At 72.1% G+C, this 17,051-nt stretch carries 11 protein-coding genes; all 11 read left to right on the top strand.

Features of this window, described 5'->3' with window-relative positions:
- Nucleotides 1–73: 73 nt before the first annotated feature.
- The 11 genes from NF338_RS06100 to NF338_RS06050 all read left to right on the top strand — a co-directional run bounded on the left by NF338_RS06100 (nucleotide 74) and on the right by NF338_RS06050 (nucleotide 17,021).
- Nucleotides 74–2,263 (top strand): cell wall-binding repeat-containing protein, encoded by a 2,190-nt coding sequence (locus NF338_RS06100; protein ID WP_264029958.1) that lies wholly within the window; start codon nucleotides 74–76, stop codon nucleotides 2,261–2,263.
- Between the two features lie 70 nt (nucleotides 2,264–2,333).
- Entirely contained in the window at nucleotides 2,334–4,421 is a 2,088-nt protein-coding gene (locus NF338_RS06095) for an acyltransferase family protein (RefSeq protein WP_264029957.1), read from the top strand.
- A gap of 120 nt (nucleotides 4,422–4,541) precedes the next feature.
- Complete coding sequence (locus NF338_RS06090; RefSeq protein ID WP_264029956.1) at nucleotides 4,542–5,852, top strand: nucleotide sugar dehydrogenase; 1,311 nt, start codon at nucleotides 4,542–4,544, stop codon at nucleotides 5,850–5,852.
- Nucleotides 5,853–5,989: 137 nt separating this feature from the next.
- Nucleotides 5,990–6,949, top strand: coding sequence for a glycosyltransferase family 2 protein (locus tag NF338_RS06085; RefSeq protein ID WP_264029955.1), 960 nt, complete (start codon nucleotides 5,990–5,992; stop codon nucleotides 6,947–6,949).
- Entirely contained in the window at nucleotides 6,946–7,791 is an 846-nt protein-coding gene (locus tag NF338_RS06080; RefSeq protein ID WP_264029954.1) for a glycosyltransferase, read from the top strand. Before NF338_RS06085 ends, NF338_RS06080 begins: the two co-directional genes overlap by 4 nt.
- On the top strand, nucleotides 7,784–9,808 hold the full coding sequence (locus tag NF338_RS06075; RefSeq protein ID WP_264029953.1) for a DUF6541 family protein: 2,025 nt from the start codon (nucleotides 7,784–7,786) through the stop codon (nucleotides 9,806–9,808). The genes NF338_RS06080 and NF338_RS06075 overlap by 8 nt, the downstream gene beginning before the upstream one ends.
- 120 nt (nucleotides 9,809–9,928) lie before the next feature.
- A complete protein-coding gene (glf, locus tag NF338_RS06070; protein ID WP_264029952.1) occupies nucleotides 9,929–11,116 on the top strand; it encodes a UDP-galactopyranose mutase in 1,188 nt (395 codons plus the stop codon).
- A complete protein-coding gene (locus NF338_RS06065) occupies nucleotides 11,113–13,131 on the top strand; it encodes a glycosyltransferase (RefSeq protein WP_264029951.1) in 2,019 nt (672 codons plus the stop codon). The genes glf and NF338_RS06065 overlap by 4 nt, the downstream gene beginning before the upstream one ends.
- Nucleotides 13,128–13,997, top strand: coding sequence for an ABC transporter permease (locus tag NF338_RS06060; RefSeq protein WP_087469583.1), 870 nt, complete (start codon nucleotides 13,128–13,130; stop codon nucleotides 13,995–13,997). Before NF338_RS06065 ends, NF338_RS06060 begins: the two co-directional genes overlap by 4 nt.
- Nucleotide 13,998: 1 nt before the next feature.
- Nucleotides 13,999–14,724, top strand: coding sequence for an ABC transporter ATP-binding protein (locus tag NF338_RS06055; RefSeq protein ID WP_087469582.1), 726 nt, complete (start codon nucleotides 13,999–14,001; stop codon nucleotides 14,722–14,724).
- 11 nt (nucleotides 14,725–14,735) lie between these two features.
- The gene (locus tag NF338_RS06050) at nucleotides 14,736–17,021 is read left to right on the top strand and encodes a hypothetical protein (protein ID WP_264029950.1); all 2,286 of its coding nucleotides are present in this window, start codon (nucleotides 14,736–14,738) and stop codon (nucleotides 17,019–17,021) included.
- The last annotated feature ends 30 nt before the right edge of the window (nucleotides 17,022–17,051 follow it).

Below are 17,051 nucleotides of genomic sequence, written 5' to 3'. Positions count from 1 at the left end.
ATCTGGGCTAGGTTCACGCACCGTCCGCCGTCTTCGTCTACGCGGACTGCCCACGTACCCAGGAGGCGAGACCGTGGCGCGCGACGAAGCACGGAAGATCCCGACCAGGAGCTCGACGGCGCACCGGGCGGCTGAGCCCGCGCGTGCCGTCGTCGCACGACTTCTCGCCCTCGGCCTGGTGCCGTTGCTGGCGCTCTCGGCCGCGCCCGCAGCGTCCGCCGCCGCCCTGCCGCGGTCAGCGGTCGCCGGGCCGCAGGAAGCCTCTGCGGCGGCACCGGACGCACCTGCTGCGCTGCCGCGGCTCGGCACGACGCCGGCCACCGTCGAGTCGCACGACCCGACCTCGAGCGGTGTCGTCCTCGTCGCGGACGGCTTCCAGACCGCTGCCGTGACCTGGCCGTCGGACCTCGACCCCGCGGTCCCGGAGCTCCGGCTGCGCGCGCGGGCGGTCGACGGCGCGTGGGGACCGTGGATCCACGTGGAGCGGTCGGCCGACGGAGCGGACTCCGGCAGCCACAGCGAGATCGTGACGTCGAGCACGGTCTACGTGGGCCAGTCGGAGGAGGTGCAGGTCTCCACCGTCGAGGCCGGTGCGGTGCTGCCTGAGGGCATCCGGGTGACGACGGTCTCGTCCGCGCTGACGGGGTCGCCCACCGCGCGGCGGTCCGGTCCGGTGACCGAGGCCCGTACCACGGACGCCGCGACCGCGAGCGTGGCCGGACCGGCGATCGTGACCCGTGAACAGTGGGGCGCCGCTCCGGCGTCGTGCGCCTGGGACTCCGCTCCCGCGCTCAAGGGCGGCACCGTCCACCACACGGTCAACGCGAACGACTACACGACCACAGCGCAGCTGATGCAGATCATCCGGAACGACCAGGCGTTCCACCAGGCGGAGCCGCCGAAGGGGAACGGCTGGTGCGACCTGGGCTACAACTTCCTCGTCGACAAGTGGGGCAACGTCTACGAAGGCGCCGACTCCAGCATCGAGTCGGCGCTCATCGGTGCGCACACCGGGGGCTTCAACACGGGCACTGTGGGCGTGGCGATGGTCGGCACGTTCACGAGCGTGACCCCGACGGACGCCCAGCTCGACGGAGTCGCGCGGATCATCGCGTTCCGCCTGGCGCAGTACGGCGTCGACCCTGCCGGGAGCACCACCTTCACAGCGGCGAGCAAGACGGCCGGTGGACGGTTCGAGGCCGGGCAGTCGGTGGTCCTCCCGCGCATCTTCGGTCACCGGGACACCCACCAGACCGAGTGCCCCGGGACGCTCGCCTACGGGAAGCTGGCGCGTATCCGCGAGCTCGCGGCCGGGCACTACCAGGCGTTCCGCGCGGAGATGGTCGAACGGGTCTCGGGGGCCAACCGGTACGCCACCTCGGCGGCGATCTCCGCCGCGACGTTCGAACCGGGGGCGCGCGTCGCCTACGTGGCGAACGGGCTCGCGTTCCCCGACGCGCTCTCCGGCGGCGCCGCCGCAGTCGTCTCCGGCGCTCCGGTGCTGCTGGTCGCACCCGGTGCCGTGCCGGCTCCCGTCGCCGCCGAGCTCCGCCGGCTCCGGCCGCAGGAGATCGTCGTGCTCGGCGGGTCGGGCGTGGTTTCCGGGACCGTCGTCGCGCAGCTCTCGGACCTCGCGACGACCGGGAAGGTGACCCGTCTCGCCGGTACCGACAGGTACGCCACCTCCGCGGCGATCTCGTCGGCGACCTTCGCGCCCGCCGTACCCGTCGTGTACGTCGCGAACGGGCTCGCGTTCCCCGACGCTCTTTCCGCCGCCCCGGTGGCGGGCGCGGCCGGCGCCCCGGTGCTGCTCGTCGGCCCGACCTCCGTCCCTGCCTCCGTCGAGGCCGAGCTCCGGCGGCTGCAGCCCGACCGGATCGTGGTGCTGGGCGGGACCGGGTCGGTGTCCGAGGCAGTCGCGGGTCAGCTCGGTGCACTGGCGTCGAAGGGCGTGGCCCGGACCTCGGGCAGTGACCGCTTCGGGACGTCCGCCGCCGTGTCCGCGGCAGCCTTCTCCCCGGGGGTACCGGTCGTGTACGTCGCCAACGGGCTCGACTTCCCCGACAGCCTCTCTGGTGCCGCCGCGGCCGGGGCTGCCGGCGGGCCCGTGCTGCTCACGTCGAGCAGTCGCGTCCCGGCAGCGGTCGCGGCCGAGCTGGACCGGCTCGACCCGGCGCAGATCGTGGTGCTCGGGGGGTCGGGGGTCGTCTCGGACGCCGTGCGTGCGTCGCTCGCCGGGTACGAGGCCGGGCAGGGGTCGTGACCGGCCCGGCCGACGACCGCGGGTAGTCTTCGGCCGGTCACTGTCCACTCGTAGAGAGCACACCCGTCCCGTGCACCGGTCTCCCTCCACGCGTCGCTCCGCCGACCCCGTCGGGAGCGCCCCGGCGAGCACGGCCACCCAGGAGGGGAAGCGGCCCGCCGAGCGGTTCCGCCTGGACGTCCAGGGTCTGCGGGCCGTGGCGGTCGGTGCGGTCGTGCTCTACCACGCGGGAGTGCCCTGGCTGCCGGGAGGCTACGTCGGCGTCGACGTCTTCTTCGTCATCTCGGGATTCCTCATCACCGGCCACCTGCTCCGCTCGCTCGAGACCGGCGGGACGGTCGGGTTCGCCGAGTTCTACGCCCGCCGCGCCCGTCGCATCCTGCCGGCGTCGTTCGCCGTGCTCCTGGTGACCCTGGCGGTGGCGGCGCTCACGCTCGGACCGGTGCGCGTCCGGGAAGCGGCCGTCGACGCCGTAGCCACCGCCGTCTACGTGCCCAACCTGCTCTTCGCGTACCGGGGGACGCAGTACCTCAACGAGACGGATCCGCCGTCCCTCTTCCAGCACTACTGGTCGCTCGGGGTCGAGGAGCAGTTCTACCTCGTGTGGCCGTTGCTCCTGGTGGGCTTCTTCGCCCTGCGGCGGTCGCACCGGGTACTGACGGTGCTGATGGGCGCCGTCGTCGTGGTCTCGTTCGTGGCGTGCCTCGTGCTGACCGTCCGGGCTCAGCCCTGGGCCTTCTTCGGCCTTCCCACGCGGGCCTGGGAGCTCGCGGCCGGAGGCCTGGTGGCGGCGGTCGTGGGTCGTGGCTCCGTCCTGCGCCGGTCCCTTGCCGTCCCTCTGGGTTGGGCGGGGCTGACGGCGATCGTCGCGTCGGTCCTCCTGCTCGACGCGTCGACGCCGTTCCCGGGACCCTGGGCTGTGCTCCCCGTGGCGGGGACGGCGCTCGTGATCCTCGCCGGTGCGAGCGCCGGGCCGGGCGGTCCGGCCGCGGTGCTCGCGCGCTCGCCCATGGTCTGGGTCGGCGGGATCTCCTACTCGCTCTACCTGGTCCACTGGCCCGCGATGACGCTCCCGCAGGCGATCCTCGGCCGGGCGGAGCCCGTGCCGCTGCCCTGGCAGCTGCTCGTCGCTGCGGCGTGCGTCCCGCTCGCCTGGCTCTCGTACCGGTTCGTCGAGACCCCGTTCCGCACGGCGCGGCGACTGCGGTCGGCCCGGCCGCGGAGGGTGGGACTCGCGGTGCTCGCGGCGACCGCCGTCGTCGTCGCGTCGGCCGGGCTGGCGGTCTGGGGCGCGGACCGCGCGCCGCAGTCGTCGGCGACCGTGGTCACCGCCACCGAGCTGCGACGCGCTCCCGTCGGCACGCCGGTCGTCCCCGCGAACCTCGAGCCGTCGCTCGCCGAGGCCGCGGACGACCTTCCGGTGGTCTACGAGGACGGCTGCCAGCTCGACGCGTCCGAGCAGGAGCCCCGCTCGTCGTGCGTCTACGGCGCCGACCCGGCGGCTCCGCGGGTCGTCCTGTTCGGCGACTCGCACGCCAGCCAGCTCGTCCCTGCGCTGAGCCCGCTGGCGGACGCCGGCTCGATCCGCCTGGACGTCATGACCAAGAGCGGCTGTCCCGCGTCGGACCTCGGTGTGGTCACGGGCAGGGGGCAGCCCTACCCGACGTGCCCGCCGTGGCGGGCGGCGGTGCTCGATCTGCTGCGGACCGATCCGCCCGCGGTCGTGGTCGTCGCCGACTACGCGGGCGAGTCGGGCGGAGCGGACGGCGCGCGCTTCGGCCCGGACGAGTGGGGCGAGGCTCTCGGGCGGACGCTCCGAGCGCTCCCGTCGACGACCCAGGTGCTGGTGGTGGGGGACACCCCGACGCCCGGGACGGCGCCCGGCGTGTGCCTCTCCGACCACGTGCAGGACGCGGCGGCGTGCGACCTGGGCGTCGAGGTGCGCAACGTCGTCGTCCAGGAGGGCCAGCGAGCCGCGGCGGAGGCCGCCGGGGCGCGGTTCGTCGACCTCGACGAGTACCTGTGCAACCCGGAGGCGTGCCCCGTGATCATCGACAACACCCTGGTGTACCGCGACGGGACGCACCTGACGGCCACGATGGCGGCGCGTCTCGGCGAGGTGCTGGGTCCCGAGGTCCTCGCGCTGCTGCCGCGGTGACCCTCGCCTCGCGTATCCTGCACGGTGGTCCGACCGCTCGACGATGAACGACACCGTCGCGGTCCCCCGATCCGGGAGACGCTGCCGGACCGACCACCCGCTCGCCGGAAGGAACACTCGATGCGCATCGCCGTCGTCGCCCTGGGGAAGATCGGCCTTCCCCTGGCCGTCCAGTTCGCGTCCAAGGGACACGAGGTGATCGGAGTCGACGTCAACGCCGGTACGGTCGCCACGGTCAACGAGGGCAGGGAGCCGTTCCCGGGTGAGGCGCACCTCGCCGAGAAGCTCGCTGAGCTGGTCCCGGCCGGCCGGCTGCGCGCGACCACCGACTATTCCGAGGCGATCCCGGGTGCCGACGCCGTCGTGCTGGTGGTCCCGCTGTTCGTCGACGAGGAGACGGCGGCGCCGGACTTCGGCTGGATGGACGCCGCGACGAGGTCCCTCGCGGAGCACCTGACGGCGGGGACGCTCGTCTCGTACGAGACGACGCTCCCCGTCGGCACCACCCGCAACCGGTGGAAGCCGATGCTCGAGGAGATCTCGGGCCTGGTGGAGGGCGAGGACTTCCACCTCGTGTTCTCCCCGGAGCGCGTGCTGACCGGTCGCGTGTTCGCGGACCTGCGCAAGTACCCCAAGCTGGTCGGCGGGCTCTCGCCCGATGGGGCGCAGAAGGCGCGGGAGTTCTACGAGGCCGTGCTCGACTTCGACGACCGTCCCGACCTGGACCGCGAGAACGGGGTCTGGGACCTCGGCTCGGCGGAGGCCTCCGAGCTCGCGAAGCTCGCCGAGACGACGTACCGCGACGTCAACATCGGTCTCGCGAACCAGTTCGCGCTGTTCGCCGACAGGCAGGGCATCGACGTGCACGCGGTGATCGACGCGAGCAACTCCCAGCCGTACAGCCACATCCACCGTCCGGGGATCGCCGTCGGAGGGCACTGCATCCCGGTGTACCCGCGGCTGTACCTGTCGGTCGACCCGGACGCGTCCATCGTGCGCGAGGCCCGTGCGGTCAACGCGTCCATGCCGGAACGCGTCGTGGGTCGTGCGGCGGACCTCCTGGGGTCGCTCGACGGTCTGGACGCCGTCGTGCTCGGCGCCGCGTACCGCGGCGGGGTGAAGGAGACCGCGTTCTCCGGGGTCTTCGCCACCGTGAAGGTCCTGGAGGCGCGGGGCGCGTCGGTCCGCGTGCACGATCCCCTCTACTCCGACGCCGAGCTCGCCGCGCTCGGCTTCGCTCCCTTCCACCTGGGAGACGAGGCCGACGTCGTCGTGGTCCAGACCGACCACGCCGAGTACCGTGAGGTCGGCCGCGAGAGCGTGCCGGGGGTGCGGCTCGTCGTCGACGGTCGGGGCGTCACGGACGCCGGGCGCTGGGCCGGCGTGCCGCGCGTCGTGCTGGGGCGGGGCGACGGCCCCGACGAGGCCTGAGCCGCGCGCGCGCCCTCCCGCTCATCGTCCGGACGCCGCCTGCAGGCCTCCTGACCTGCGCATCCACCCGCTGCGGGTGGACTATCCTGCACGAGCGCCTTCGCTCGTCTCCATCCAGCCGATCCCCGAGGTTCTCCATGCGAATCGCCGCGGTCGTCGTCGCGTACGACCGGCGTGACCTGCTCGTCGAGGCGCTCGACGCGCTCGCCGCACAGACCCGTCCGCTCGACGCGGTCGTCGTGGTCGACAACGCGTCCCACGATGACTCGGCGGTCGTGGCGGCCGAGCACCCCGTCGGGGCGGAGGTGCTCGAGCTGCCCCGGAACACCGGCGGAGCCGGCGGCTTCGCGGTCGGCATGGCCCACGCGGTCGAGGCCCTCGACGCGGACCTCGTCTGGCTGATGGACGACGACACGATCCCGACTCCGACGGCCCTCGCCGAGCTGCTCGCCGCGCGAGAGGCGTACCCGGGCCCGGTCGCGCTGCTGGGGAGCCGCGTCGTCTGGCACGACGGCCGCGACCACCCGATGAACACGCCGCGCCGTCGCCCGGGGGCGTCCGCGGAGCAGATAGCGCGGGCCCGGGAGTCCGGGGCGCTTCCCGTGCGGTCCTCCTCGTTCGTCTCGATGCTGGTCGACGCGCGGGCGATCCGGCACCACGGCCTGCCCGTCGCGGACTACTTCATCTGGAACGACGACTTCGAGTACTCGGCGCGGCTGCTGCGCCGCGGGACCGGCCTGCACGTGCCGGCCTCCGTCGTCGAGCACCGGACCAAGAAGTTCGGGGCCACGGACGCCGACCCCGGCGAGCGCTTCTACTACGAGGTGCGGAACAAGCTCTGGATGCTCCTGCGCTCGCCCTCGCTCTCGCCGGAGGAGCGGTTCCTCTACCTGGGCGCCTCGCTGCGCCGCTGGGCTCGCACGTTCCGCGGCTCGGAGCGCCGCGAGGTCCTGCGGGCCGCGGCGTTGCGGGGCGCGCGCGACGGCGTGCTCCGACGGCCACGGCGCAACGCGACGGTGCTCGCCGCGATGGGACCGCTGACCGCGGAGGTGGACGCGCTCGACGCGCGTCGCGGGCGGCCGGGCGCGCCGGCATGACCACGGGGTCGACGCCGCCCTTCTCGCTCCTCCTCCCGGTCTACCACGGCGACGACGCGGCGCACCTGCGCCGCGCCTACCGCTCGGCGACGACGGAGCAGCATCTTCCGCCCGACGAGGTCGTGCTCGTCCAGGATGGTCCCGTCGGTCCCGCGCTCGCGGAGGTCGTCGCCGAGATCGAGGACACGGCGCAGGCCGTCACCGTCCTCCGCCTCGAGCGGAACGTGGGCCTCGCGCTCGCGCTCGAGGCCGGGCTCGCCCGCTGCAGCCACGAGATCGTCGCGCGGACGGACGCGGACGACGTGTGCCGGCCCGAGCGGTTCGCGCGCCAGGTCCCGCTGGTCGCCGAGGGGTACGACATCGTCGGGTCCGCCATCCAGGAGTTCGTCTCCGAGGACGAGCCGGGGCTCGTGCGGGTCCCGCCGCTCTCCAGCGACGCCATCACGACCGGCGCCCGCTTCCACTCGCCGTTCAACCACCCGACCGTGGTCTTCCGCCGCTCCGCCGTGTCTGCCGCCGGTGGCTACCGCGACCTCCCGCTGCTCGAGGACTACTGGCTCTTCGCGCGCATGCTCGCGGCCGGCGCTCGGGGCTGCAACGTCCCCGAGCCCCTGCTGCTCTACCGGGTCGGGGCCGGGGCGTACGCGCGACGTGGGGGGACGCGCCTGCTGCGGTCCGAGATCGAGCTCCAGCGCCGGATGCGTCGCCTCGGCTTCACGACGCGGGCACAGGCCGTGCGCAACGTCGTCGTCCGGGGCGGGTACCGTCTCGTCCCGGAGAAGGTGCGCACCGTCCTGTACCGCACCTTCCTCGCAGACCGGGGAGGGCGTCGGCGTGGGTGAGTGGCTCGTCACGTGGCCCGCCGCGCTCGTCGCGGTGCTCGTCCTCGTCGTCCCTGGAGTCGGCCCCGCCTACGGGCTGGGGCTGCGCGGCCTCGTCGCCTGGGGTGCGGCGCCCGCGCTCTCCGGCGCGGTGGTCGGTTCGACGGCGGTCGTGCTCGGCGAGCTCGGGGTGGGCTGGAACGTCGCGTGGGTGGCGGTCGGCTCCGCGGTCGTGACCGCGCTCGGGTACGGCGTCTGGCTCCTGTCGGGCCGACGGAGCACGGGGACGCTGCGCCGTGGCCGGACACGCGCCGCGGTCGCCGTCGCGGTCGGCGTCACCGGGCTGGTGGCCGTCGCCCTCCAGGTGCGCAGGACCGCCGCGGCGATCGGGGGCCCCGACCGTGTCGCGCAGACCTTTGACACGCCGTACCACCTGAACTCGGTCCGGATGATCCTCGAGAACGGCGACGCCTCGTCGTTCCACATGACCCTGACGCAGCCCGAGGCCACGACGGCCTTCTACCCGGGGCTGTGGCACGGCTTCGTCAGCCTCGTCGTGCAGGTCACGGGGGCCGAGATCCCGGTCGCGGCGAACTGGGTCTCCGTGGCGACCACGTGCGTGGTCTGGCCGCTCAGCATGCTCGCCCTCGGGCGACTGCTCCTCGGCCCGCGCCCGCTCCTCCTGGGGATCGTCGTCCCGCTCTCCTTCGCGATGACGCAGTTCCCCAACCGGCTCCTGTCGTTCGGGCTCCTGTACCCGAACGTCCTCTCCTACGCGATCCTGCCCGGAGTCCTGGCCCTCAGCGTCCTCGCGCTGGTCCGCACGCACGGCCGCGGGCGGCTCCCGGCCGTCGCCGGCGTCCTGACCGGGCTGGTCGCGCTCACCTTCGCGCAGCCCAACGGCGTCTTCGCGCTCGGGTTCGTCGCGATCCCCCTGGTGGTGCACGCGCTCGTCCAGGTGACGGCCCGGCTCCGCCACCGAGGGCGCGGATGGGTCGTCGCCCTGCTCCCGTGGCCGGTCACCGTCCTCGTCGTCGCGGCGGGGTACCGGGCGCTCGGCATGCTCCCGCTCGTGAGCGGGTTCCGCGGGAAGGTCGTGTGGGCCGTCACCGCGGGCCGGGAGCAGGCCACGGCCGAGGTGCTGCGGCTGACCGCCATGCACCCGTCGATCACCCCCAACTTCCCGGAGACCGAGATCCTGTCCCCGGGGACCCCGAACATCCTGGTCGGGGCGCTCGTCCTCGTCGGGGCCGTCGCGGCGCTCTTCGTCGCGCGGTGGCGCTGGCTGCCGTTCGCCTACGCGATCCTGGCCGGCCTCTACCTGCTCGTGCGCGCGGTCGACATCCCGCTGCGCGGCACCCTCACCGGCTACTGGTATGCCGACCCCCAGCGCATCGCGGCCCTCCTGCCCCTGGTCGGCGTGCCCCTGACGGTCGTCGCCGTGGCCGGGCTGGCCCGTCTCGTCACGCTCGCCGTGGGGCGCGTCCGCGGCACCGACCGTCTCCGGGTCTCGCCCTGGGCAGGGGCTGCGATCGCGGTCGTCCTGGGGCTGCTCGTCTCCGTGGTGCTGCCGCGAACGGCCACGTTCCGCGAGTCCTTCTCCTACCTGGCGCACGCGTACCGGGTGGACCCCGAGGCGGCGACGTCGACAGGCCTGGTGGACGCGCGCGAGCTGCGGCTCCTCGGTCGCCTCGACGAGATCGTCCCGGAGGGGGTGTCCGTCGCCGGCGACCCGTGGGACGGCAGCGCGCTGGTGTGGGCGCTCGCCGACCGCGAGGCGATCTACCCGCACATGGGCATGGTGATGGACCCCGACCGGGCGCTCGTCGCGTCCTCGCTCAACGAAGCCCTGACCGACCCGGCCGTCTGCGAGGCGGTCGACGACCTGGGCATCGGCTACGTGCTCACCATGGGCAGGCATCTCTCCGACGGCGGGCAGGGCGGGTTCCCCGGCCTCGAGGGGCTCGAGGAGGCCGGCGTCGCTCGGCTCGTCGCTGCCGAGGGCGAGGCGCGTCTCTACGAGGTCACCGCCTGCTGAGACGCCGCCGCCGCGGTGGTGAAGGTCTTGTGGGGATGTGGACCGCCCGAGCCGTCCGTCGAGGCGGGATGGCCCGACCTTGTAGGCTTGGGCGGCTGTTCGTCGAGGCTAGGAGAGTGTGTGGACGCGGATCTTGTCGTCGTGGGGTCGGGCTTCTTCGGTCTGACCGTCGCTGAGCGCATCGCCGAGGAGTACGGCCGGAAGGTCCTCGTGATCGACCGCAGGCCGCACATCGGCGGCAACGCGTACAGCGAGGCCGAGCAGACGACCGGCATCGAGGTGCACCGGTACGGTGCCCACCTCTTCCACACCTCGAACGAGCGGGTCTGGGAGTACGTCAACCGGTTCACCGCCTTCACGAGCTACGTCCACCGCGTCTACACCACGCACCGGGGCGAGGTCTTCCCGATGCCGATCAACCTCGGCACGATCAACCAGTTCTTCCGTTCGTCGCACGGTCCTGACGCGGCGCGCGAGCTGGTCAGGGAGCTCTCCGCGGAGCTCGGCGGCAAGAAGCCCGAGAACCTCGACGAGCAGGGCGTCTCGCTGATCGGGCGACCTCTGTACGAGGCCTTCATCCGCGAGTACACGGCGAAGCAGTGGCAGACCGACCCGCGCGAGCTGCCGGCGTCGATCATCTCCCGGCTCCCGGTGCGCTACACGTACGACAACCGGTACTTCAACGACACCCACGAGGGGTTGCCCGTCGACGGGTACACCGCCTGGCTCGAGCGCATGGCCGACCACCCGAACATCGAGGTCCGGCTCGGCGTGGACTTCTTCGACGAGTCGCAGCCCGTCAGCAAGGGCAACGTCGTCGGGAACGTCCCGGTGGTCTACACGGGGCCGGTGGACCGGTACTTCGACTACGCCGAGGGCGACCTCTCGTGGCGCACGCTCGACTTCGAGGAGGAGGTGCTCCCGGTCGGCGACTTCCAGGGGACCTCCGTCATGAACTACGCCGACGCCGACGTCCCGTACACGCGGATCCACGAGTTCCGTCACTTCCACCCGGAGCGGGACTACCCGACCGACAAGACGGTCATCATGCGAGAGTTCTCCCGGTTCGCCGAGCGCGCCGACGAGCCGTACTACCCGGTGAACACCGCGGCAGACCGCGAGCGGCTCCTCAAGTACCGCGACCTCGCGGCGTCCGAGACGGACGTGCTGTTCGGCGGTCGGCTCGGGACCTACAAGTACCTGGACATGCACATGGCGATCGGTGCCGCGCTCTCCATGGTCGACAACAAGCTCGCGCCCCACTTCGGCAAGGGCGCAGGCATCGAGAGCGGGGGAGTGGACGCATGAGTGTCAAGACGGACGCGTCGGTCGGCACCGGCACCGGGCTCGAGAGCGAGGGTTTCCGCACGGTCCAGCGGGTCATCCTCCCCGTCGACGCCGACTCGGACTCGCTGCCGCTGTACGTCGAGGCCGGCGAGCTCCGGGCACAGCAGATCCCGACCGACCTCGAGTCGATCTGGGGCGGCAAGGCGCGACCCGACCTCCTCGGAACGCGGGCATCCGAGTCGGTCCGGTCCCAGGACATCTCCGGACGGTTCTCGATCTCCGTGCGGCCGGGTCGGCGCATCTCGTTCGCCACCTACTTCAACGCCTTCCCCGCCAGCTACTGGCGGCGGTGGACCGTCGTCGACTCGGTCCGGCTGACCGTGCGCACGCGCGGCACGGGCACCGTCACGGTGTACCGCTCCAACGCGCGAGGCGTGCAACAGCGGGTCGAGTCGCACCCGGTGTCCGGCGACGGGCGCACCGTGGTGGACCTGTCGCTGGGCCAGTTCGGCGACGGCGGCTGGTACTGGTTCGACCTCATCGGTGGCACCGAGCAGCTCCATCTCGTCGAGGCGGCCTGGTCCGTCCCCGAGTCGGGGCGCGGTCACGGACGCACCAGCCTCGGCATCACGACCTTCAACCGTGCCGACTACTGCCTGGAGACGATCCGGACCGTCGCGGAGAGCCCCGAGGTCCGGGAGGTCCTCGACGAGCTCATCGTCGTCGACCAGGGGACGAAGCGCGTCCGCGACGAGGACGGCTTCGACGACGTCGCGGCCGAGCTCGGTGACCAGCTCCGGATCGTCGAGCAGGGCAACATCGGGGGGTCCGGCGGCTTCTCGCGAGGAATGTACGAGACGCTCCAGGCGGGGAAGAGCGACTACGTCATCCTGCTCGACGACGACATCGTCCTCGAGCCGGAGAGCGTGGTGCGCCTCGTCACGTTCGCCGACTTCACCCGTGTGCCGACGCTGGTCGGTGGGCACATGTTCGACATGTACAACCGCTCGACGCTGCACACGTTCGGCGAGATCGTCGAGCCGTGGCGGATCCAGCCGGGCCTGCCGCACAAGGACATGGAGAACGGACACGACTTCCGTGGTGCCGGCCTCCGGTCGACGCCGTGGTTGCACAGGCGCGTCGACGTCGACTACAACGGCTGGTGGATGTGCCTCATCCCGACCTCGGTCATCCGTGAGATCGGCCTCTCCCTCCCCGTCTTCATCAAGTGGGACGACGCCGAGTACGGGCTCCGCGCTCGTGCGCACGGGTACCCGACGGTGTCTCTCCCCGGTGCCGCGGTGTGGCACGTCTCGTGGGCCGACAAGGACGACCTGGTGGGCTGGCAGGCGTACTTCCACGAGCGCAACCGCCTCATCACGACTCTCCTCTACTCGCTCTACGAGCGTGGAGGGCGCGTCCTGCGGGAGTCCTCGTACATGGACGTCAAGCACCTCATCTCGATGCAGTACTACTCCGAGCAGGGCCGTCTCATGGCCATGCGCGACGTCCTGGAGGGCCCCGACGCCCTCCACGGCGTCATCGGGACGAAGCTCCCGGAGATCCGCGGCATGGTCGCGGAGTTCACCGACGCGCAGTACAAGCCCGACCTCGACGCCTTCCCGCCGCCCGCGCCCAGCAAGCCGCGCAACAAGGGCCGCGGCGTCCAGGTCCCCAACCGCCTCACCCTCGTCCCCTGGGCGGCGAAGACCGTGATCCGCCAGGTCGGCAAGCCGGTCGAGCCGCAGCTGGTCGACCAGCCGCAGACGATCGTCCCGCACCAGGACGCGCGGTGGTGGCGGCTCTCGCAGTACGACAGCGCCATCGTCTCCAATGCCGAGGGCACGGGTGCGTCGTGGCACAAGCGTGACCCGCGCAAGGTTCGGAGCATGCTCGCCGAGGGGGTGCGCCTGCACGCGGAGCTGTTCGCGCGGTGGGCGGACCTGCGCTCGACCTACCGCGAGGCCCTGCCGCGCATCACCTCGGTCGAGGCGTGGGAGAAGACCTTCGGCGAGAACCCCCCGATGCCACGATGAGCCAGACGGTCGTGACCGAGCGGCCTCTGGTCGAGCCTGGTCGTGGCCACGGACTCGTGGACGTGGTCCGGAACCGCTTCCTCCTCCGGCTCATCGTCAAGAAGGAGGTCCGGGTCCGCTACCGGGGCTCCGTCCTGGGCATGCTGTGGTCGTACGTCAAGCCTGCGGTCCAGTTCGTCGTCTTCTTCCTCGCGCTGGGCCTGTTCCTCGGTCTGAACAAGGGGATCGAGGACTACGCGGTCTACCTGTTCTCGGGAATCGTCGTCATCAACTTCTTCGGCGAGGGCTTCTCGAACGCGACGCGGTCGATCGTCGGCAACGCTCCGCTCATCCGGAAGATCTACCTGCCCCGCGAGCTCTTCCCCGTCTCGTCGCTGTGGGTCTCGGCCGTGCACTTCCTGCCCCAGCTTCTCGTCCTCCTGGTCGGCGCGCTCATCTTCGGGTGGCGGCCCAACCCGGCCGAGCTCGGGGCGGGGCTCCTCGGGTTCACGATCGTGGCGGTCCTGTCCCTGGGGCTCGGGCTGCTCTTCGGCGCGGTGAACGTGTTCTACCGCGACGCGGAGAACTTCGTCGACCTGATCGTCATGGTGGCCACGTGGCTCTCGCCCGTCCTCTATCCGTGGGAGGCGGTGCACGACGTCCTCCCGTCGTGGCTGTTCACGATCTACCAGCTCAACCCGCTCACCGGCGCGGTCGAGCTCTTCCACTACGCGTTCTGGTACCCGGGCACGACGTCGCCCGACGTGGCGCTCCCTCCGTCGATGTGGGTCTTCGGCTGGGCGGGCCTCGGCATCGCCCTGCTGCTCCTCCTCGCGGGACAGTCCGTCTTCCGGCGCCTCGAGGGGCGCTTCGCCCAGGAGCTCTGAGATGACCACCAGCATCGAGATCCGGGACGTCCGGAAGCAGTTCACGCTGCGGCACAACCGCTCGCTCAAGGAGCTGGCGATGTCGGCGATCCGCCGCCAGCGCCTCGCGGACGACTTCGTCGCGCTCGACGACGTCAACGTCACCGTGGAGGAGGGCGAGACGGTCGCGCTCCTCGGGTTCAACGGGTCCGGGAAGTCGACGCTCCTCAAGCTCATCTCGGGCGTGCTGCGTCCCGACCAGGGCACCGTGCGCACCCGCGGGCGCGTCGCGGGTCTCATCGAGGTGGGCGCGGGCTTCCACCCGGACCTCACGGGACGGGAGAACGTCTACCTCAACGGGGCGATCCTCGGGATGCGCGAGGAGGACATCGACCGCCTGTTCGACGACATCGTCGCGTTCAGCGAGATCGAGCGGTTCATCGACACCGAGGTCAAGTTCTACTCGTCCGGCATGTTCCTGCGGCTCGCCTTCGCGGTCGCGGTGCACTCCGACCCGGAGGTGTTCCTGATCGACGAGATCCTCGCGGTCGGTGACGAGCCCTTCCAGAAGAAGTGCCTGGCACGGGTCCGGCGCCTGCGCGACGAGGGCAAGACGCTCGTCATCGTGAGCCACGACCTCGACATGGTGGCCGACCTGTGCGATCGCGGCATCCTGCTCGAGGGCGGCCGCGTGCGTGCGGACGGCCCGAGCCACGACATGGTCGACCTCCTGCGGGCGGCGGCGTAGCGGTGGCGACGATGGAAGACGGCACCGACCCGGCGACGGTCGTGGCGTCAGCGGACGGCGAGGCCGGTGCGAGCGCCCCGACGCAGGCGCCGTCCGACCCCGCGCGGTGGGACGCCTTCCGGGCGTGGGGCGAGCGTGGTCGTCGTGGCCCGCTCGTGGCGCTCGCCCTCGTCGTCGTCGCGGTGGCGCTGTCGTTCGTCCCGTACCTGTTCGACGAGCGCTTCTACTTCAACGACGACACCCAGACCGGCGCGTACGGCATCTGGTACGTCATCGGGCAGAGCCTCCGGGCCGGCGAGATACCGTTCTTCGAGCCCAGCCGGTGGATGGCGGGGAACTACGCGGCCGAAGGCCAGTGGGGCCTCTTCAACCCGCTCATGATGCTGGTCGGGCTCGGCGCGAGCACGGCCCAGGACATGACCGCGTACGCGGCCCTGGTGAAGGTCGCGTTCCTCGCGATCGCAGCCGGCGGCTGGTTCCTCGTGCTGCGCTCCTACGGCGCCGACCGCACCTGGGGCTTCCTCGGGGCCGTGCTGACGACGTGCACCGGGTTCACCGTCTACGTGGACGCCGCATCGTGGGTCACGGGACTCTTCGTCTGGGCCCTCCTTCCGTGGGCGTGGTGGGGACTCCGCCGTGTGGCGGGCCGGGAGGGGAGCCCGTTGTGGGCCTTCCTGGGCGGCTACCTGGTCATCACCGTGGGATATGTCCACGGGACGATCATGCTCATCGCGGTGATCCTCGCGACGCTGGTCGAGGCGCTCGTCGCCCGGCGGCGGGCGGGGGCGGTCCGCGTCCTCGCGGTGGGGGCGCTCCTCGGCCTCGTCGCGCTCGCGAGCTACCTGCCCGGGCTGCTCACCGCACCGGTCACCGTTCGGGACGCGACGGGGATACTCAACGACAACTTCATGTCCCCGGACCTCTCGGGCCTCTCGACGTCGTGGATCGCGACAGCCCAGCCCTGGGTGTCCGGCTTCTGGGGGCTTCCGGCGCCCGGGCCGATCCTGTACATCGCGTGGCTCCTCCCCGCCGTGCTCTTCGTCCGGCTCGACCGGGCACGGAGCGTCCTGCCCACTCTGCTCGGGCTGCTTCTCGTCGGCGCCTTCGCCGCCGTCTTCGTCCTCGGGCCGAGCGCCGTCGGACCGTTGCGGTTCCCTGCCCGTCTCATGCCGTACCTCGCGACGTGCGTGATCGGTGTGGTCGTGGTCCTCCTGGCACGGGCCGCAGGCCGGCCGAGCACGCGCAGGATCGTCACGGTGTCCGTCGTGGTGCTCGTCGGCGCCTACTTCGCGTACGCCGAGGCGCCGTCGTGGTGGAAGGTCTACGCGGCGTCCACCGTGCTCGCGCTCGCCGGGGTCGTCGCGCTCGGGATGCTCCTCCGACGGGGTGGGCCGCGGCAGACTCGTGCCGTCCTGGCGGGCGGGCTCGCGGTGACCACGCTGGTGGTCGTCCTGCAGCACGCCACGATCCCTCAGGCACCGCTCCCGGACTACGGGCTCTCGGGGCAGCGGGCCGACTACCAGGACAAGCTCCCCGAGGCGGAGGGCGACGTCATGGTCGTGGGCACGCCTCAGTTCGTCCCCGGTGCCTGGAGCGACGTCGCGTACGCGAACCTCTGGTATCTCAACGACGCGTCCGTCCAGAACGTCTACACCCCGTTGCAGTACCGCACCTACTCCGAAGACCTGTGCATGTCTTCTCACGGTGCCACGTGCTGGGACGTCGTGGACACCCTCTTCGCGACCGACGAGACCACGGGACGGCCGGTCGCGGACCTGCTCTCCGTGAGCACGCTGCAGATCGTCCGGCGGTCCGACGGCGAGTCGCCCGACCCGTACGCCGACGCCGAGCCTCCGCCCGGTTGGCACGAGGCGGGCCGCACTCCCCTGAGCGTCGCGTGGGTGCGGGACGAGCCCGTCGATCCGGCGGGCGGGATCGCCTGGACGTCCGAGGGCACCGAGGTCTCCGACGTCACGGTGACCGGCACGAGGGTCGAGCTCACGGTCGACGGCGTCCCCGAGGGCGGCGGCCAGATCGTCTTCTCCCGGCTCGCGTGGCCCGGATACACGGTGGAGGGTGCCTCGCTCGCGGAACCCGTGCGCGACTACCTGCTCACGGTGGACGTCCCGCCGACGAGCGCGGGCGAGCGCGTGACCGTCTCGTTCCTCCCGCCGGGATGGACCGTCGGGCTGGTCTCGTTGGGCGTCGCGATCGGCGGCGCCCTCGTCTGGTCGATCCTCTCCCTGGTCGTCCCCCGGTTCCGCCGCGCGAGCGCGACCCGGTCCGCCCGGACGTGAACGCGCGGCCGAGCACGGCGGCCGCGCACC

The organism is Cellulosimicrobium sp. SH8, from assembly GCF_025818875.1.
Classification (GTDB): Bacteria; Actinomycetota; Actinomycetes; order Actinomycetales; family Cellulomonadaceae; genus Cellulosimicrobium; species Cellulosimicrobium cellulans_D.
Note: the sequence above shows the minus strand (reverse complement) of the source record. Positions and strands in the feature narration are given on the sequence as shown.

What these genes read in the sequence shown, in the direction of transcription:
- NF338_RS06080 (WP_264029954.1), top strand. Translation starts at nt 6,946, where the DNA reads ATGACCACGGGGTCGACGCCGCCCTTCTCGCTCCTCCTCCCGGTCTAC.
- NF338_RS06090 (WP_264029956.1), top strand. Translation starts at nt 4,542, where the DNA reads ATGCGCATCGCCGTCGTCGCCCTGGGGAAGATCGGCCTTCCCCTGGCC.
- NF338_RS06085 (WP_264029955.1), top strand. Translation starts at nt 5,990, where the DNA reads ATGCGAATCGCCGCGGTCGTCGTCGCGTACGACCGGCGTGACCTGCTC.
- NF338_RS06055 (WP_087469582.1), top strand. Translation starts at nt 13,999, where the DNA reads ATGACCACCAGCATCGAGATCCGGGACGTCCGGAAGCAGTTCACGCTG.
- NF338_RS06060 (WP_087469583.1), top strand. Translation starts at nt 13,128, where the DNA reads ATGAGCCAGACGGTCGTGACCGAGCGGCCTCTGGTCGAGCCTGGTCGT.
- NF338_RS06050 (WP_264029950.1), top strand. Translation starts at nt 14,736, where the DNA reads ATGGAAGACGGCACCGACCCGGCGACGGTCGTGGCGTCAGCGGACGGC.
- NF338_RS06065 (WP_264029951.1), top strand. Translation starts at nt 11,113, where the DNA reads ATGAGTGTCAAGACGGACGCGTCGGTCGGCACCGGCACCGGGCTCGAG.